The 18,721-nt window shown below is 42.6% G+C and carries 12 protein-coding genes; all 12 read left to right on the forward strand.

What is annotated here, in order from left to right; translation table 11 throughout:
* Positions 1-112 precede the first annotated feature (112 nt).
* The 12 genes from EFA47_RS20295 to EFA47_RS00060 all read left to right on the forward strand — a co-directional run bounded on the left by EFA47_RS20295 (position 113) and on the right by EFA47_RS00060 (position 18,718).
* A complete protein-coding gene (locus EFA47_RS20295; protein ID WP_279230489.1) occupies positions 113-199 on the forward strand; it encodes a Maff2 family mobile element protein in 87 nt (28 codons plus the stop codon).
* Positions 200-211: 12 nt separating this feature from the next.
* Positions 212-1,081 (forward strand): VirB6/TrbL-like conjugal transfer protein, CD1112 family, encoded by an 870-nt coding sequence (locus EFA47_RS00010; protein ID WP_005344182.1) that lies wholly within the window; start codon positions 212-214, stop codon positions 1,079-1,081.
* Positions 1,082-1,103: 22 nt separating this feature from the next.
* Positions 1,104-1,568 (forward strand): PrgI family protein, encoded by a 465-nt coding sequence (locus tag EFA47_RS00015; protein WP_044956137.1) that lies wholly within the window; start codon positions 1,104-1,106, stop codon positions 1,566-1,568.
* Positions 1,450-3,906, forward strand: coding sequence for a VirB4-like conjugal transfer ATPase, CD1110 family (locus EFA47_RS00020; RefSeq protein ID WP_206215500.1), 2,457 nt, complete (start codon positions 1,450-1,452; stop codon positions 3,904-3,906). The genes EFA47_RS00015 and EFA47_RS00020 overlap by 119 nt, the downstream gene beginning before the upstream one ends.
* A 145-nt stretch (positions 3,907-4,051) precedes the next feature.
* Positions 4,052-6,853: a CD1108 family mobile element protein gene (locus tag EFA47_RS20440; protein ID WP_122644340.1), complete on the forward strand. Its 2,802-nt coding sequence runs from the start codon at positions 4,052-4,054 to the stop codon at positions 6,851-6,853.
* A complete protein-coding gene (locus EFA47_RS00035; protein ID WP_227163109.1) occupies positions 6,834-7,187 on the forward strand; it encodes a DUF4315 family protein in 354 nt (117 codons plus the stop codon). The genes EFA47_RS20440 and EFA47_RS00035 overlap by 20 nt, the downstream gene beginning before the upstream one ends.
* A complete protein-coding gene (locus EFA47_RS00040; RefSeq protein ID WP_330511666.1) occupies positions 7,150-8,577 on the forward strand; it encodes a CD1107 family mobile element protein in 1,428 nt (475 codons plus the stop codon). The genes EFA47_RS00035 and EFA47_RS00040 overlap by 38 nt, the downstream gene beginning before the upstream one ends.
* Positions 8,578-10,650 (forward strand): DNA topoisomerase 3, encoded by a 2,073-nt coding sequence (locus EFA47_RS00045; protein WP_122641468.1) that lies wholly within the window; start codon positions 8,578-8,580, stop codon positions 10,648-10,650.
* Between the two features lie 69 nt (positions 10,651-10,719).
* Entirely contained in the window at positions 10,720-17,016 is a 6,297-nt protein-coding gene (locus tag EFA47_RS00050; RefSeq protein WP_122641469.1) for a SpaA isopeptide-forming pilin-related protein, read from the forward strand.
* 72 nt (positions 17,017-17,088) lie between these two features.
* Positions 17,089-17,229 carry a hypothetical protein gene (locus EFA47_RS19705; RefSeq protein WP_164689882.1) on the forward strand — a complete coding sequence of 47 codons (141 nt, stop codon included), beginning with the start codon at positions 17,089-17,091 and terminating at the stop codon, positions 17,227-17,229.
* 6 nt (positions 17,230-17,235) lie between these two features.
* Positions 17,236-18,336, forward strand: coding sequence for a DUF5688 family protein (locus EFA47_RS00055; RefSeq protein WP_122641470.1), 1,101 nt, complete (start codon positions 17,236-17,238; stop codon positions 18,334-18,336).
* A gap of 73 nt (positions 18,337-18,409) precedes the next feature.
* Positions 18,410-18,718, forward strand: a complete 309-nt coding sequence (locus EFA47_RS00060) for a hypothetical protein (RefSeq protein ID WP_026648905.1) — start codon at positions 18,410-18,412, stop codon at positions 18,716-18,718.
* Positions 18,719-18,721: the final 3 nt, after the last annotated feature.

Genomic DNA, 18,721 nt, shown 5'->3' on the forward strand with positions numbered 1-18,721 from the left:
GAGGTGGAGCAGGTCACGGCCTGACCTGCCCCCGCCGGGGCGGTTCTTAAAAACTCCATAGATATTTCTTGACACGCCGCCGCCCGCCATCGAGCCGTTTTCCTACACCTATTTGGGGATAAAACAGCTGATGGCTGGTGCCGGAATCATGCTGCTGGGAACTACCCTGATTCCACAGCTGGCAACATTGTTCTCTTAAGAGGAGTGGTAGATGAACACCATCATTGAGAGAATTACGGAAGCGATAAAGGATATCCTGATCGGGCTTATCAAGTCCTGTTTGGATAACATGTTCACGTCTGTCAATGAGCAGGTGGGAACCATAGCCGGGCAGGTGGGACAGACACCGCAGGGATGGAATGCCGGAATCTTCAATCTGATCCAGAACATTTCCCAAACGGTGATTGTCCCCATTGCGGGACTGATCATCACATTTGTCCTGTGCTATGAACTGATTACGATGGTAACGCAGAAAAACAATTTTCATGAATTTGAGACTTACAACATTTTCCTCTGGATCTTTAAGGCGTATGTAGCCATTTATCTGGTGACGAATACGTTCAATATCACGATGGCGGTCTTTGACGTTGGCCAGCATGTGGTCAACAATGCCGCCGGAGTAATTTCCGGAAACACAGCAGTGGACGCATCGGAAGCAATCACAAGGATTGTGGATGCACTGGAAGATATGGAACTGGGGGATTTGTTCTTGTTATCCATGGAAACGCTGCTGATCAGTATTACCATGCGGATTCTGTCGATCATTATAACCGTTATTTTATACGGAAGAATGATAGAGATTTACCTTTATACTTCCATAGCACCAATTCCGTTTGCCACCATGACCAATAAGGAATGGGGCAATATCGGAAACAACTATTTAAAAGGCTTGTTCGCACTGGCATTTCAGGGATTCTTCATGATGGTCTGTGTGGGAATTTATGCAGTTTTAGTAAATGCAATGACCATATCCAGTGACCTTCATGCAGCAATGTTTTCAGTAGCGGCTTATACCGTGATTCTTGCATTTTCATTATTCAAGACCGGAAGCCTTAGCAAATCAATATTCAATGCCCACTAACAGGCAGGAAAGGAGCACATACATGGCGTATGTACCAGTACCCAAAGACCTTACAAAGGTCAAAACAAAAGTAGCGTTAAATCTGACAAAGCGGCAGCTGATTTTCTTTTCACTTGCCGCAGTTGCGGGAATTCCGTTTTATCTGTTCATGAGAAAACCAATCGGTTCCAGTATCGCAGCCATCCTGATGGTAACGATCATGCTTCCGTTTTTCTTCATGGCAATGTATGAAAAAGACGGTCTTCCCTTTGAAAAAGTGGTGGCAAATATCATTCGACAGAAGTTTATCTGTCCGGCAGTAAGACCATATAAGACAGAAAATTTTTATCAGGAGATTTCCACCCTTGTAAAAAAGGAGGGTGTGCCGGATGGCAAAAAAGACAAAGCAGGAGGCTCAGCAGGAGCGTCTGTCCCTGGCGGAAAAAAGAAACCGTCAGGAAAGAAGAAACAAAAAAAGCAGAAAAGAAAGAGAACAGGAAAAGCGTAGGAAGAAGCAGGAACGGGACCGCAGGAAACAGAAAAACATTCCTACAACAGCACAGCAGAGTATTCCGTATATTCGGATGCTGCAGGATGGTATTTGCCAGGTGACAAAGACCTTTTTCTCTAAGACAATTCAGTTTTATGACATCAACTATCAGCTTGCTTTAAATGAGGATAAAACCACGATATTTGAAAATTACTGTGATTTCTTAAATTACTTTGATTCTTCCATCAGTGTGCAGCTGTCCTTTATCAATCAGCAGGTGGATGTGGCAGAATTTGAGAAAAGCATTGACATTCCTGATCAGAACGATGACTTCAATGCCATTCGTGAAGAGTACCGTACTATGTTGAAAAATCAGCTTTCAAAAGGAAATAATGGTCTGGTGAAGACAAAGTATATTACTTTTGGAATTGAAGCAGAGAGTTTGAAAGTAGCAAGACCAAGGCTTGAAAGAATCGAAACAGATATCTTAAATAACTTTAAGGTTCTGGGGGCACAGGCACATTCCTTAAATGGTCTGGAGCGGCTGGAGATTCTATATCATGTGTTCAACCAGGATCGAATTGAGCCATTTAAGTTCCAGTATAAGATGTTGCCGGAAACAGGATTGAAGACCAAAGATTTTATTGCACCGACTTCATTTAACTTTTCCAAGAATCAGACATTTTTGATGGGAAGAACGATGGGGAGCGTGAGTTACCTGCAGATTCTTGCACCGGAGCTGACAGACCGAATGCTTGCGGATTTTCTGGATGTGGATGACAGCATCAATGTTAACATTCATATTCAGTCCATTGATCAGAGTTCAGCGATCAAAATGATCAAGAGCAAGATTTCAGATTTGGATAAGATGAAGATTGAAGAGCAGAAACGGGCGGTACGTTCCGGTTATGATATGGACGTGCTTCCATCGGACCTTATAACCTATGGAGAAGAGGCGAAGAATCTGCTGGAAGATCTGCAGTCCAGAAATGAGAGAATGTTCCTTGTGACAGTTCTTGTTATGAATACCGCAAAGAAACGTCAGAAGCTGGATAATAATATTTTCCAGGTGCAGGGAATTGCACAGAAATATAACTGTTCCTTAAAACAGCTGGATTATCAGCAGGAAGCAGCACTCATGTCTTGTATTCCACTGGGAGTCAATCGGATTGAAATTCAGAGAGGGCTTACCACATCTTCAACAGCGATCTTCGTGCCATTTACGACGCAGGAACTGTTTCAGGAAGGGGAAGCTCTTTATTATGGATTGAATGCATTATCCAACAACATGATCATGGTTGATCGGAAACGTTTGAAGAACCCGAATGGACTGATTCTTGGTACACCTGGTTCCGGTAAGTCCTTCTCAGCAAAGAGAGAGATTACGAACTGTTTCCTAATTACGGAAGACGATATCATCATCTGCGATCCAGAAGCTGAGTATTCTCCATTGGTGCAGGCACTGCATGGGCAGGTGGTGAGGGTTTCACCGGTATCTGACCAGTATATCAATCCAATGGATCTGAACCTGAACTATTCCGAGGAAGATAATCCACTGTCACTGAAAGCAGATTTTATTCTGTCTTTGTGTGAGTTGATTGTTGGAGGAAAGAATGGACTGGAGCCGGTAGAAAAGACCATCATTGACCGTTGTGTACGGTTAGTATATCAGGAATATCTTGCCGATCCAGTACCGGAGAAGATGCCAATCCTGGAGGATTTATATAACCTTCTGAGAAAACAGGAAGAGCCGGAAGCACAGCGACTGGCCACTTCGTTGGAAATCTATGTTACAGGTTCTTTGAATGTGTTTAACCATCAGACAAACGTGGATATCAATAACCGTATTGTCTGCTTTGATATCAAGGAACTTGGTAAGCAGTTGAAAAAGATCGGGATGCTTGTCATTCAGGATCAGGTTTGGAACAGGGTAACGATGAACCGTTCTGCCCATAAGTCCACCAGATACTATGTGGATGAGTTCCATCTTCTCTTAAAAGAAGAGCAGACTGCAGCTTACAGCGTGGAGATTTGGAAGCGATTCCGTAAATGGGGTGGTATTCCAACGGGCATCACCCAGAATATCAAGGATTTGCTGTCTTCCAGGGAAATCGAGAATATATTTGAAAATTCAGATTTTATTTATATGCTCAACCAGGCATCCGGAGACAGGCAGATTCTGGCAAAACAGCTGAATATCTCACCAACCCAGCTGTCCTATGTAACCAACAGTAATGAGGGGGAAGGACTTCTGTTCTATGGAAATGTCATTATCCCATTCGTAGACAGATTTCCGAAGAATTCCCTCTATAAAATCATGACAACCCGCTTGGAGGAAACTTCTGAAGCAGATTAAATCAAAGGAGAAAATAATGTTACGAGCAATTTCATATGTATTAACTTTTAGTGGCGGTGCTGTTTTTGGCATCGCTTTTCTCTGTTTATTACAGGCAGGGAAAGGGTATCCGAAGAAGGAGGAGTAAGTGGTGGCAGAACAGAGAATGAAAGTCAGGGATAAGAAAGTCCAGAAGATGACCAAGGATGGTCTGGTGGAAGAAAACCTGACGGATAAATCTTCTGTTCGTGTCAGTAACCGTGCCAGTGATGTGCTGATGGGAGGAAAACAAGGGGAAAAAGAATTAAGCCTTGTGGATAAGTCTTCCCGCCAGTCTGAACGGAGTGGGAAAAATATTCGTCCCTCTGCGCAAAAATCCAGAGATGCACCGGAACTGATACGGACAGAGAAGCAAAGTGAGGATTTTGGACAAAATAGAAAGCAGCAAAACCGGAAAAGGATTCGTGCTGAAGTCGGAAAAGAATCCAGACTTGCAGAAAAATCTGAAGCCGGACAGTCAGGGAGACTGAAAGAAAAACGTGCTGATCTATCAGAAAACAGAGGAGACAGCCGGAGAAATCAGACCGGCGGCAGCAAAAAGCCAAAACAAAAACAACGTTTGAAGTTTGCTTATGAGGAAACTGGTGCTTCTGTGAAAAATGACAAAGATATGGAGAAATTGAACCAGATGGATACGTATGGAGTCAATTTCCGCCATCAGAAACAGAAAGAAAAAGCCAAAAAGTTTTCTTATGAAGAAGCAAGAAAGAAAAAGGAAGCAAAGCAGCATTCCAAGAAAGCACAGGTCTATCAGGCAAATGAAGGAGAAACTCCTGGAAAGAAAAAATCCCGTTTGAAGTTTGGTGAAGGGGAATCTGTGAAAACAGAAAAAACTTCTGTTGTCAAGAAAGCAGGAAGTGCAACTTCCGTAGCATTGCACCGTGAGATCAGCAAAAATGAAGACGATAATGCGGCGGTAGAAGGTGCCCATAAGTTAGAAGAAAGCGGCGAAGGTGTTTACCGGCTGGAACAGAGAAGTGCCAGACGCAGGAAACAGTGGGCATCCAGAAAAAGAAGCAGACTTGAAAGACAGGAAGAGAAACAGGCACAGGCTGCATCCCATCAGGAGCAGAAGAAGCTGAAAAAACAGATTCAGAAGCAACAGATCAAACGGGATTATGCCAAAGCGAAGCGAAGTGAACAGACAGTAGGAACAGCTACAAAAGGTACGATTGATTATATTAAGAAGATTGGCGGTAAGGTCACCAACTTCTTTAAAGAAAATCGGAAGGTGTATATCAGTGTAGCAGTTCTGATCGGATTGATGTTTCTGATCATAACGAATGTCACGTCATGTTCTGCAGTGTTTTTACAAAATGTAATCACTTACACAGGGACCAGTTATCTGTCATCGGATCAGGCAATCCGGGAAGCGGAATTGTATTATACACAGCTGGAAGCTAATCTGCAGGAGCGGATCAACAACATGGAATCTGAAGAACCGGGACATGAGGAATACCGATATAACATCGGACCTATTGAGCATGATCCGTTTATCCTGATCAGTTATCTGTCAGCAAAGTATGAAGAATTTACCTTTGAACAGGTAAAGCCAGAACTGGATGCTCTTTTTGCATTGCAGTATCGGTTAGAAACAGAAGCAGTCAATGAGACTGTGACAGAGACAGCAACTGTAAGAGTTGGAGAATCTTTGGGACAGGTTGTGACCAGTGGGTATTGTAACTGCCCAATTTGTTGTGGTATTTGGAGCGGAGGACCGACTGCCAGTGGAGCATATCCAACTGCCAATCATACCTTAGCGGTAGATGCTTCCAATCCGTTTGTACCAATGGGAACAAAGGTAGTTATGAATGGTGTCGAATATACTGTAGAAGATACCGGAGCTTTCGCAAGATACGGTGTACAGTTTGATGTCTATTATGACAGTCATGCGGCAGCATCTGCACATGGACATCAAACATGGGAATGTTATCTGGCAGATGATAATGGAAGCAATGAAGTGGAAGTGACCAGGACAAGAGATGTAGATGTGCTGAATGTCACCTTAAATAGTGGAAACCTGATGTCAATCTGTCAGGACAGGTTGGGATTTTTCCAGAAAGAACTGTTCAGTGCCTACAACGATACAAAAGGCAACTTGCAGATGTTTGCAACACCGGTTGATTTTAACTGGTATTCCAGTGTGACCAGCTATTATGGATACAGGATTCATCCAATATCAGGAGCAAATCAGCTTCATAATGGTATGGATATCGGAGCACCGGAAGGGACAAAAGTAATGGCAGGGCTGACCGGAACGGTTACAACTTCTGCTTATAACGACAGCTATGGCAATTATGTTGTGATCAAGGACAGTAAAGGCTATGAACTGCGGTATGCACGTTTAAGCAGCCGGAGTGTATCTGCAGGAGCATCCGTCACGAAAGGTGATGAGATAGGGCTTGTAGGAAATACTGGAAATTCTACAGGAAGCCATCTTCACATTGAACTTCTGAAAAATGGAGAGCGGTTAAACCCGATCTTTTATCTGGAAACAGGAGAAGGGGCAGGATTTGGCGGCAATGAATATACCAGTGAAGCAGCACAGCGTTTGTTAAATGAAGCAGCGAGATATCTTGGGACACCGTATGTGTGGGGTGGATATTCGCCAAGTGGATTTGACTGTTCTGGATTCGTAAGTTACTGCCTGACACATTCAGGTGTAAGGAATACAGGAAGATTAACGGCACAGGGATTGTATGACATTTGTACGCCGATATCTCAGTCAGAAGCACAGCCAGGAGATCTGATCTTCTTTACAGGTACTTACGATGCAGGAGTTCCGGTAACGCATATCGGAATCTATGTGGGCAATGGTCAGATGATCCATTGTGGGCATCCGGTGCAGTATACGTCCATCAACTCTCCATACTGGCAGAGTCATTTCTATGGATTCGGACGATGGTAAGGAAAAGGGCGGTGTAACAGCCGTCCGGAAAGGAGAAGCGATGAAAAGTCTTGAAAAAGCAACGGCAGATTATGAGAAAGCCAAGGAAAAAATGGAAGCATCCAAAGCCAGATATGAAGCAGATTTAAAGCGTTTCAAGGCTGCGGAGATAGCAAAAACAGAAGCGGAAAATCTGGAAATTGTAAAAATTATCCGTGCGATGGATATGAGCATTCCAGAGCTGGAAGCTTTCAAAAAGAGAATGAAAAATGAACTGCCCGGCAGGGTAGAAATACAGAAGGAGGAAACAAGGTCTGATGATGAATTTAGAGAAGATGAAACAGAAGAAATCTAAAAATAGCGTGAAAAAAGGATTGCTTGCGGCAACAACGATTCTTTGCTTGACATCGCCTATGTTGCAGACACAGAGTGTGTTAGCGGCAGAGAATACAGCACCCGCAATTACGATTGAAAAGCCAGATGGCTGGAGACAGGGGGAAACGGCAGTCGCAATTACTGTGGATGCCAGTCATATGCCAGAAGGATTTTCTATCACAAAAATTGAAGCGAAAGCTGGGAAAGACGGAAGCTGGCAGGATGTGACAGGGAATGGAAGTATTTCCATTACTGGTAATCAAACGGTCTATGTGCGTGTGACAGATGGTGAGGGGAAGGTCTATGAGCAGAATCGCTCTATTAAGTGTTATGACACAGAAAAGCCTACGCTTTCTGCATCTCTGACAGATGGTGTACTGACGATTCAGGGAAATGATACCGTTTCCGGCATTACTTCTGTGACAGTTAATGGCACCACTTATACAGATCTGAAGGATGGAATGCTGAGAGTGCAACTGACACAGAAAGATTTTACAACAAAACAGATTGAAATCACGGTAACGGATGGTGCCGGAAATACTTCTGAAAAGTATGTGTTGCAGAATCCTTATTATGAATGGGCAAAGAAGCAGGCAGAGAAACAGAAAACTTCAGGTGACAGCAATGGTGCGATGGCAACTACGACCAGTGCAGATGCAACTGGGACTGAGAAAACAATGACTTCACCACTTCCGCAGGATGCACAGGCTTCTGAGCCAACAGATGCAAAAGGAACTGTGGATGATCGGACAGTGACAGGTATTGAGGAACAGCTTAATAAAGAAGGCGAGACAGCAGATTCTGTTACCAAAACAGCTACGGAAGGCACAAAAGAGTTTTATACCATTTCAACTAAGAGTGGTAAGATTTTTTATCTGATCATCGACAATTCAAAATCTCAGGATAATGTGTATTTCCTTACCGAAGTCAGTGAGAAAGATCTGATGAACTTCACACTTTCTGATTCTGTGACACTTCCGGAAGTAGATACTGTTTATGCAGAACCAGAGAAACAGGCTGAAGAAGAAAAGCCGGAAACGACAGAGACAGATGAGAAAGATAAGGTAGAGGATGACATTCAGATGCCAGAAGACAAAAGTTCAGCAGGGACTTATCTACTGATCGGATTGGTTGCTGTTGGAGCTGCGGCAGGTGGTTATTACTTGAAAGTCTACAAACCGAAACATGAATATGATGATGAAGATGAGATGGAAGAGGATGAAAATGAATCCGAAGATTCAGAGTCAGAAAAACGGGAAGTAGACGATGCAGATGAGCAGGAAGAACAGGAAAATGCAGGGACAGAAGTTTTGAAAGATGAAGATTTCAATGATGAGGTACTAGAAGATGAAGAAGAGGAGCAGGAGTAAATGAAATTAGTGATTGCAGAAAAGCCATCGGTTGCGATGGCACTGGCTTCTGTGCTTGGAGCCAGAACAAGAAAAGATGGCTACGTGGAGGGAAACGGTTATATCGTTTCCTGGTGCGTAGGACATCTGGTTGGATTATGTGATGCATCGGAATACGATGAAAAATATAAAAAATGGAGATATGATGATCTGCCGATTGTGCCGGAATGTTGGAAACACAAGATTTTGGAGGGCACAAAGAAGCAGTTCGAAATCTTAAAGAAACTGATGAGAGATTCCAAAGTAGATGAAGTGATCTGTGCTACTGATGCAGGACGTGAAGGAGAGTTAATCTTTCGTTTGGTATATGAGCAGGCAGAATGCCAAAAACCGATGAAGCGGCTCTGGATCTCATCTATGGAAGAACAGGCAATTAAAGATGGATTTGCGTCATTAAAAGACGGTTCGTGTTATGACAGTCTCTATCGGTCAGCACTTTGCAGGGCAAAGGCAGACTGGTTGGTGGGAATCAATGCGAGCCGTCTTTTTTCCGTTCTGTATAACCAGAATCTGAAAGTTGGAAGAGTGCAGACACCAACACTTGCTATGATCGTGGATCGAAATCAGAAGATCAAGGAATTTACCAAAGAGAAATATTATATGGCTCATATCAAGTTTGACGATATGGATGCGGTCACAGAGCATTTTCAGAAAAAAGAAGATGCAGATAGAGTGGCTGCGGACTGTATGGAGCGTATGTGCGAAGTGGAGAAGGATGATGTGAAAGAGAAAACAGTCCGCCCTCCGAAGCTTTATGATCTGACCACTCTGCAGAGGGAAGCAAACAGAATGTTTGGTTATACCGCACAGCAGACATTGGATGCCGTGCAGGAGATGTATGAGCAGAAGCTGGTCACTTATCCGAGAACAGACAGCCAGTATTTGATAGATGAGATGGGAGAAAGCACAGAAACTCTGATTCAGATGTTATTTGGGAAAATGCCTTATGCTGAAGGTCTGGAATATCAACCGGACGTGAGTAAGGTATTAAATTCAAAGAAAGTATCCGATCACCATGCGATTATCCCAACCATGGAAGTAGCCAAAGCAGATATTGGTGAACTGAAAGAACGAAGCCGCAAGATTTTGTATCTGATCAGCGCCAGAGTTCTGACAGCAACTGCAGATCCTTATATTTATGAGAGTCATAAATGTCAGATTACCTGCAATTATCATACGTTTTATCTCAATGCAAAGAAAACAAAACAGGAAGGGTTCAAGACAATTGAGAAAAAACTGAAACAGTTCTTTGGAATCATTGTAGAAAAAGAAGAGCCGGAGTTGGATATCTGGGCAGGCAAGCATTATGGTCCCTGTGATTCTTTTGTATCGGAGCATTTTACACAGCCACCGAAACAGTACACAGAAGATACCCTGCTTTCTGCGATGGAACGTGCTGGGAATGAAGAGCTGACCGAAGATACGGAAAAGAAAGGACTTGGCACACCGGCAACAAGGGCAGCAATCATTGAAAAACTGATTCAGTCTGGTTTTGTGAAAAGGGAAAAGAAAAATCTGATTCCGACAGATGATGGAAATGTACTGATTACGGTTTTGCCGGACGAGATTAAATCTCCGAAGATGACAGCTGAATGGGAAATGGCATTGAATCACATTGCCCAGAATACAGAGACAGCAGATGAATTCCTAAATGGGATTACAGAGCTGATGCAGGAACTGGTTGCCAGATATCAGGGGATTTCAGAAGAGAAGAAAAATCAGTTTCAGGGAAAAGCAAAAGGAGAAGTCATTGGCAAATGTCCCCGTTGTGGAGCTGATGTCCGGGAAGGAAAAGTAAACTTTTACTGTTCTGACCGGAATTGTGCTTTTACCTTGTGGAAGAATGATAAATTCCTTGCAAGCCAGGGGAAAAAGATGGATAAGACGACAGCAAAGAAGTTCCTGTCTAAAGGAAAAATCCATTATAAGGATCTGGTATCCAGAAAAACAGGGAGACAGTATGAAGCAACCGTGGAAATGGTTGATCCCGGAGAGGGAAATGTACAGTTTAATCTGATTTTCCCACAACGATAAGTAGTGTATTGCAGGCAGTCTAAGGACTGTCTGTTTTAATACAAATATTATGAAAGAGAGGACCTTAGCATGAAGAAAAAAGGTAATTTTAGAAAAGTAGTATCTGGCTTGCTGGCAGGCATGACAATCCTTAGTACAGTGTTGTCTCCGATGACGGCATATGCAGCGGAGATCCAGCCAGAGGAAAAACCTCCACTTTATGAGGAAGTGAAAGACCTTTTGGATGAAGATGAGGTGGTGACTGCCAAAGATTATGAAATTGAAACAGGCAGTGTATTTGATGTGAAATCAGACTTTACAGGACTGGAAATCAAGGATGATAACAAGGTTAAAGTCACATTTGAGGAAGCAAAGAATGACAAGAATGAAGATTTTACGACAGATCATGTGGACACTTACAAAGCGGTCTATTATGTGGAACCGGTAAATCAGGAGCATCCGAAGTACCAGATCAGCCGAAAACTGATTGTGCGTGAGAAAGCAACAGAAACTCAGACAGAGGTGGCAGTGAGTGAATCAGTGACCGAATCCGAAACAGCTGGCAGTGAACAGCAGACAGAAGAAGCGGAGGATTCCGAAGCAGACTCGGAGATTACCGATATTGACGCTGATGAATTTGATGATTTGGTAGAGCAGGCACAGAATCAGGATACCTATGATGAAGAATCAGGGTTAGAGCTTCATGATGTTTTGGAACAGGCAGGAGACGAAGGTGTGGATCTTGATTCTATGGAAGAAGGAGAGATTGCAACATTTGAAGCAGTTTCGGCTTATTCAGCAAGAAGTACACAGCAGGTAACAATCGAAAAAGGACCTCTGTATAGATATGCAGATTATAATCTTGGAACCTATCTGACAGAGCCGTACTATATCAGCTACGGAAGCGTCAGAGCAACTGCGTATTGTGTACAGCCAGCAAAACCTGGACCAGGATCCGGAAATTATACAATCACAAAGATTGGGGACAATCAGGCGTTAGCAAAAGTGTGTTATTACGGTACAGATGCCGCAGGGAGCGAAAGCTTTTTTGCGAATAAACACACGGATTTCTCAGAAGGAAAAAGATTCATCATTATTCACATGGCTGCATCTTATGCCAATGGAAGCAGTGATGCATTCTATGGAACAAATGCTACAGGCGAGGCTTTGGCAAAAGAGCTTTATAATTATTGTGTGAATAAGCCGGAAATACCAGATGTAGCGATGTCATTTTCAAAACCGAATGTAAAAGCTTATGTAGATGGAAATGTTCAGAGAACGGAGAACATTAAGTTCAACGCATCTTCCCAGCAGAAAATTACAATGGACTTGCCAAAGGGAGTAAAGCTCCATAATGTATCTACTGGAAATGTAAGTGCGGCAGGTGCAAGCGTAACAATTGGAGGAGGAACCACGTTTTATCTTTCAGCGCCTCTGACACAGACAAAAGATGTAAGTGCTACTTTTTCTACAAAGATGAAGGGAAGTATTACAAAAGATTACTCAGCATATAAACTGACTACGAATGCAAGTGTTCAGGATCTGGCATTTGTGTTTGGAGAAGGTGTTGCTGATGAAAAATATGTAAGCTTAAAGGTGTCCTGGATTGAACAGGCTACGATCGAAATCGTAAAGAAAGACGATACAGCGGATGTCAATCTTGCAGGTGCAGTATTCGGTGTATACAGCGATGAGGCTTGTACAAAGCTGATCACTCAGATGCCGGCAACAGATAAGAATGGAAAATCTTCTGTTACGATCATCAAGACACAGGATACTGTTTATCTGAAAGAGATCACAGCACCACAGGGATATGTAGTAAATGCAACGGCAACAAATGTAAAACTGGTAGCAAGTAAGACCTCAGCTGTAACCGTGGAAAATAAGAAACAGCTGGCAGAACTTACCATTTACAAAGAAGGACAGGTTCTTACCGGAGCAGATGTCAGTGAAAATGGAACGGTATTTCAGTATGAAAAACGCAGACAGAAAAATGCAGTGTATAACGTGTATGCCGGGGCAGATATCGTAACAGCTTATGGCACAAAAGTGTACAGCAAAGGTGACCTTGTAAAAGAAAATCTGACTACAGGAGAGAATGGTTCTGTCACACTGAAAAACCTGCATCTTGGAACCTACGTGGTAAAAGAAACAAAAGCACCGGACAATTTCTATAACGGCAATGAAGAAAAGTCAGTGACTCTAACTTATGCTGGTCAGAACAAAGAAGTTGTATTTGCAGATGTGACTTTTAACAACGAGAGACAGAAAGCAGATATTTCCGTAGTAAAACAGGATAAAGACACCAAGAAACCACTGAAAGGCGGTATTTTTGCTCTGTATGCATCCGATGATATCAGAAATGCAGACGGAACAGCTGTTGTGAAAAAAGGAACACTGATTGAGAAAGCAACTACTGGAGCAGATGGAACTGCAAAATTCACAGCAGATCTTCCGATTGGATATTCCTATTCAGTAAAAGAAGATCAGGCGCCGGAAGGCTATGTAAGAAATACAGAAGATGTGTATACGTTCAAGTTTTCTTACACCAATGATAAAGAAGCAACCGTATCATTTGCCCATACCTTTAGCAATGACCGTGTGACAGCAAAGATCAATTTATTCAAAGTTGATAAAGAAACAGGAAAAACAGTACCACAGGGAGATGCCACACTGAAAGGTGCAGTTTATGGACTGTATGCCCGTGAAGATATCGTGTACCCGGATGGAGCAACGGGAACTATTTATAAAGCAGGAGAGCAGGTAGCTTCTCTTACAACAGATGACAAAGGACAGGCTTCTGTAAATGGCTTATATCTTGGCAAATATTATGTCAAAGAGATTACTCCGCCGACCGGATACCTGGCAGATGCAGAAGAGCATGATCTTACATGCAGTTATGAAGGAGATATGACAGCAGAAGTAAAAAGAGAGTGCGCTTCCAGTGAGCAGGTCATCAAGCAGCCATTCCAGATCATCAAAGCAGCCAACAATGGAAAGACAGATGCAGATCTGTTATCCGGAGCTGGATTTACAGTTTATCTGAAATCTTCCCTTACAAAGAAAGCAGATGGAAGCTATGATTTTGATTCTGCCAAATCAGTAGTGAGTGGAGAAAATGGAGCAACGGAGATTTTCACAGATGAAAAAGGATATGCCTGCAGTATTCCATTACCATTTGGAAGCTATATTGTGCGTGAAACTACAACACCGCACAATTACAAGCCAGTTGATGATTTTGAAGTGAATATCACAGAGCATCATCCAAATGAGCCGCAGATCTGGCGAGTGCTTCTGGATAAAGAGTTTAAGGCAAAACTGAAAATCGTGAAAAAAGACGATGAAACAAAGAAATCCGTCCTGATTGCAGGAACAGAATTTAAGGTATATGACCTGGATAATAAAAAGTATGTTGAGCAGGTAACAACTTACCCAGTGACAACAACCCATAAGTCCTATTTTACGGACAATCAGGGGTATCTGATCATGCCGAAGAATCTGAAGATCGGACATTACCGGATTGAGGAAGTCAACGCACCGGAAGGGTACACAATCAACAAGAATTATGTAGAGATTGCAGTGGATGCAAACACAGCATACCAGATGGATTCTGAAAGCGGAGATGCCATTATTACGGTAGATTACGAGAACCATCCGGTAAAAGGAAAGCTGACGATTTATAAAAAAGGTGAGATGCTGACCGGATTTAAGAAAGATTTTGTTTATGAGGAAAGATACCTGAAGGGTGCAGAATTTAATGTCTATGCAGCTGAAAATATCTATACACCGGATTACCAGAAAGATGAAAACGGAAACAGACAGCTGATCTATGCAAAAGATGCACTGGTAACAACGGTAACGACTGGGGAAGACGGAAAAGCAGTTGCTGATAACCTGCCACTTGGTTCTTACTATGTAGTAGAAAAGACTGCACCGGAAGGATTTGTCCTGAACCATGACAGATCAGAAGTCGCATTTGTCTATGCAGATCAGGATACACCTGTGATCGAACAGGAAGTGACTGTTGGCGATGACCGACAGAAAGTTGCAATCCAGGTAGAAAAACAGGATGCAGAAAATGGTGCAACCGTAGCAGGAGCTGTCTTTGGTATCTATAACAAAGCGGATATTAAGGCGGATGGAAAAGTGATCGTGAAAGCAGACACACTTTTACAGGAAATGACTTCTGATAGCGATGGTCTTGCAGCATGTACGCTGGATCTGCCATTTGGACAATATTATGTGAAAGAGTTACAAGCACCGGCAGGATTTGTATCCTCCGATGAAGTTCTGGAACTGGATGCCTCTTATCAGGGACAGAATGTGAAGACAGTAAAACTGAAAACAGTGAAGAAGAATCAGCCGACAACCGTTGAGATTACTAAATCTGATGTGACAACAGGTGTGGAACTGGATGGGGCAAAACTCACCGTTCTTGATAAAGAAGGTAATGTTGTGGATCAGTGGATTTCTGTAAAAGATCAGCCACATGTGATCAAACGACTGACAGTTGGTGAGGAATACACCCTTCGTGAGGAAATGGCACCTTATGGTTATCTGAAAGCAACGGATGTGAAGTTTACGCTGGAAGATACCGCAGAGATTCAGAAAGTAGAGATGAAAGATGAAGTACCGACAGGACTTCTGATCATCAACAAAAATGGAGAGTTTTTGGATAAAGTGACACTTCTGGACAATGTAAAAGGTACTGTGGAGCATCTCTTTGAATATGTAACCGGAAGCCTTTCAGATGTGACTTTCGATGTATTTGCTGCGGAAGATATCAAAGCGGCAGATGGTGTCAGCGATGATTATTTCAAAGCAGATGAAAAAGTGGGAACCATTACAACAGATTCCAATGGTATTGCACAGATGGGAGATCTCCCGGCTGGAAAATACTATGTGAAGGAAGTAAAAACAGCCCATGGTTATGTGCTGGACGGAGAGCCGAGATATGTTGACCTTTCCTACCGTGATCAGGACACACCAGTCATCACTTATGATGAGAAATGGCAGAATTCCCGTCAGAAAGTAAAGGTTACGGTTCTGAAGAAAGAAAAAGATACAGAACGTGTTCTTGCAGGTGGTGTCTTCGGTCTTTATACCAGTGAAAATATCAAAAATGCAAAGGGCGAGGTACTCCTTGAGAAAGACAGTCTGATCGAGCAGCGAGTAACAGATGAAAAAGGACAGATTACTTTTACGGCAAATCTTCCGGTGGACGGAAAATACTATGTGAAAGAAATCTTTGCGCCGGACGGATTTGTTACAACAGAAGAAGTACAGGAGTTTACCTTTGAATATGCCGGAGAAGACCAGGCAGAAGTAAGCTATGATTTTACGTTTGAAAATCAGCCGACCACAGTGGAACTGACAAAAACAGACCTGACCACAGGCAAAGAACTTCCAGGTGCACACCTGAAAGTGACGGATTCAGATGGCAATATAGTAGATGAATGGACTTCTACAGAAGAATCCCATGTGATCAAAGAACTTGTTGTAGGTAATGAGTATACCATGACGGAAACAAAACCGGCAGACGGATATGTTACTGCAGAGAGCATTACCTTTACGGTTGAGAATACAGCTGAGATTCAGAAGCATGAGATGAAAGATGATGTGACCAAGGTTCAGATCAGCAAGACAGATATCACAGGAGATACAGAGATTCCTGGTGCAAAACTAACGATTCTTGATAAGGACGATCAGGTAGTAGAGAGCTGGACTTCCACAGAGGAGGCACACTATATTGAAAAACTGCCAATTGGTAGATACACCTTACGAGAGGAACAGGCACCAAAAGGATATCTTCTGACATCGGATGTGACATTTGAGGTGAAGGATACTGGAGAAATCCAGAAAGTGGTTATGAAAGATGATACTGCCAAGGGAAAAGTCATTCTCAATAAGACAGATAAATCATATGGGGAACCGCTGAAAGGAGTAGAATTTGAATTCCGTGACAGCAAAGGAAAGGTCCTGGAAACCTTAAAAACAGATGCTGCCGGTCATGCCGAGAGTAAGCTGTATGAGATTGCCGCATTCAAGAACGGCAAATATGATACAGCAATCAAGTATTATCTGGTGGAGACAAAAACACTGGATGGATACACACTGGATCAGACCAAGCATGAAGTGACATTTGCCTATGCAGACGACAGTACGCCGGTTGTAGAAGTTACTTTCAATCTGACAAATGAGAAACCGGAAGTTCCGGAAACACCAAGCACACCAGATGTGCCGCAGTCCCATGAAGAGACGAAGGTATCAGATGCACCGAAGACAGGAGATAACACAAATATCTGGCTGCCGATTCTGCTTCTGCTTATCTCTACCGGAGGCATGGCAGGACTTTATATCAGCAGAAAGAAAATCAGAAAACAGTAATCCTCAGTAAAGGGGGCCCTGAATCAGGGCTCCCTTTAAAATACAAAAATTCACAGAAAGGAACAGAAAAATATGATGAAAACAATGGAAAAGAGACAGGAAGCAAGAAAGAACCATGAGAGAACTTTAAAAAGAATGATGGCTTATCAGAAAAAAGCCGAGCAGATGGTCAGCAGGAAAAGAATGAACCATCACATGATCAGAAAGGGGTAAAAGCGTATGATGAACAGAAAAGAATTTTATGAATATGTCAAAGATAATGTAAAAGACTATTTGCCGGATTCATATCAGAATGGAGAAATCCGTATTGAAGAAGTTGCAAAAAATAATGGATTAAGGTTGACTGGCATTTCAATTCCACAGGGTGATCAAAGAGCTGTGCCGATGGTATATCTGGATTCTCTTTATATGGAATATGTCAATGGAAAAAATCTGGATTCCTGTGTGGGTGATGTGGCAGATATGCGTATTGAAGTGCAGGACAAAGCGGCATTTATCAATATGGGTCTTCCGGATATTTTGGATTATGAAAAAATGAAGGACAAATTACAGGTGAGAATCTGTGACCGGGAATGGAATGAAGAACGCCTGGCTGATAAAGTTGTTACCGAACATGGAGATTTTGCAGCATATTACGCAGTGAATGTGGAAGAAAACGAGGGAGGAATTGGTAGTATTCCGGTTACTGTCAATCTTATGAATGAATGGGGTGTGACAGCAGAACAAATCCAGGCAGATGCAGTGGCGGCAGACAGAAATCGTGGTGTTGTTTTGATGGACATGAATGAAATGATAAAATCCATGATTTTTGGTGAAGAAACAGAAAATCTTTTGAATGAAAAACTGAATGTTGAAGCAATGGAAAATCCAATGTTCTGTCTTTCAAATGCACAAAAAATGAATGGTGCATCACTGTTACTGCAGGAAGATATTCGTAAGCAGATCGGTGAATGCCTGGGAAGTGATTATTTTGTTCTTCCCTCTTCAATTCATGAGGTGCTGATTCTTCCTGATAACGGAATGTTTGAAGTACCGGAATTAAATGCCATGGTACAGGAAGTCAATGAGACGCAGGTAGAGAGGCAGGAACAGCTTTCGGATAAGGTTCAGTTCTGTGATGGAAAGACAGCAGTTATGGAAAATGCCGAACGCAGGGAAGCACGTCTGGAGAAAGAAAAAGCAGCAGAAAAAGCAACTGGGAGAACAGAAGCAAAAGGTGGAATCCATGGAAAACTGGAGAAAGCCAAGGCGGAGATCAAAGCAAAAGGGACAGATACAATCCCAAAGAATAGGGCGAAAGACCTTGCCTCAGTATTATAACGAGAAATAACGATGATTTTGAGGGGACTGTGTGAGCAGTCCCTAATTTTATGAAGATGGAGGAGAAAAGAATATGGACTGGTGTTTATATGGTGATGATAAAAGAAAGGAAATGGATAGAGATTTAAAACCGGAATATCTTTTGGATGACTTACGGAGATATCAGGATGTATTTGGTGAAGAATTTGGTGTAAAAGAGCTTCTTATGCTGGAGGATATCCGGGTAAAGGCTATGATTGCCGGAGCACTTGCAGATATGCCGGAATTTCTTATTGATCAGATTGGAAAAGCAAGTAACAGTAGTAATTTTCCTTCTATGACAAGGGCAATGGAACGGATTGCCGATGTTGTAGAAGAAAAGTGGGAAGAAGAAAGGGAGTAACAG

Source organism: Luxibacter massiliensis (genome assembly GCF_900604355.1).
GTDB lineage: Bacteria > Bacillota > Clostridia > Lachnospirales > Lachnospiraceae > Luxibacter > Luxibacter massiliensis.

Coding starts and splice junctions, on each gene's coding strand:
- EFA47_RS00015 (WP_044956137.1), top strand. CDS start 1,104: ATGGCGTATGTACCAGTACCCAAAGACCTTACAAAGGTCAAAACAAAA.
- EFA47_RS00060 (WP_026648905.1), top strand. CDS start 18,410: ATGGACTGGTGTTTATATGGTGATGATAAAAGAAAGGAAATGGATAGA.
- EFA47_RS00045 (WP_122641468.1), top strand. CDS start 8,578: ATGAAATTAGTGATTGCAGAAAAGCCATCGGTTGCGATGGCACTGGCT.
- EFA47_RS00010 (WP_005344182.1), top strand. CDS start 212: ATGAACACCATCATTGAGAGAATTACGGAAGCGATAAAGGATATCCTG.
- EFA47_RS00020 (WP_206215500.1), top strand. CDS start 1,450: ATGGCAAAAAAGACAAAGCAGGAGGCTCAGCAGGAGCGTCTGTCCCTG.
- EFA47_RS00040 (WP_330511666.1), top strand. CDS start 7,150: ATGATGAATTTAGAGAAGATGAAACAGAAGAAATCTAAAAATAGCGTG.
- EFA47_RS19705 (WP_164689882.1), top strand. CDS start 17,089: ATGATGAAAACAATGGAAAAGAGACAGGAAGCAAGAAAGAACCATGAG.
- EFA47_RS00055 (WP_122641470.1), top strand. CDS start 17,236: ATGATGAACAGAAAAGAATTTTATGAATATGTCAAAGATAATGTAAAA.
- EFA47_RS20440 (WP_122644340.1), top strand. CDS start 4,052: ATGAAAGTCAGGGATAAGAAAGTCCAGAAGATGACCAAGGATGGTCTG.
- EFA47_RS00035 (WP_227163109.1), top strand. CDS start 6,834: ATGGATTCGGACGATGGTAAGGAAAAGGGCGGTGTAACAGCCGTCCGG.
- EFA47_RS00050 (WP_122641469.1), top strand. CDS start 10,720: ATGAAGAAAAAAGGTAATTTTAGAAAAGTAGTATCTGGCTTGCTGGCA.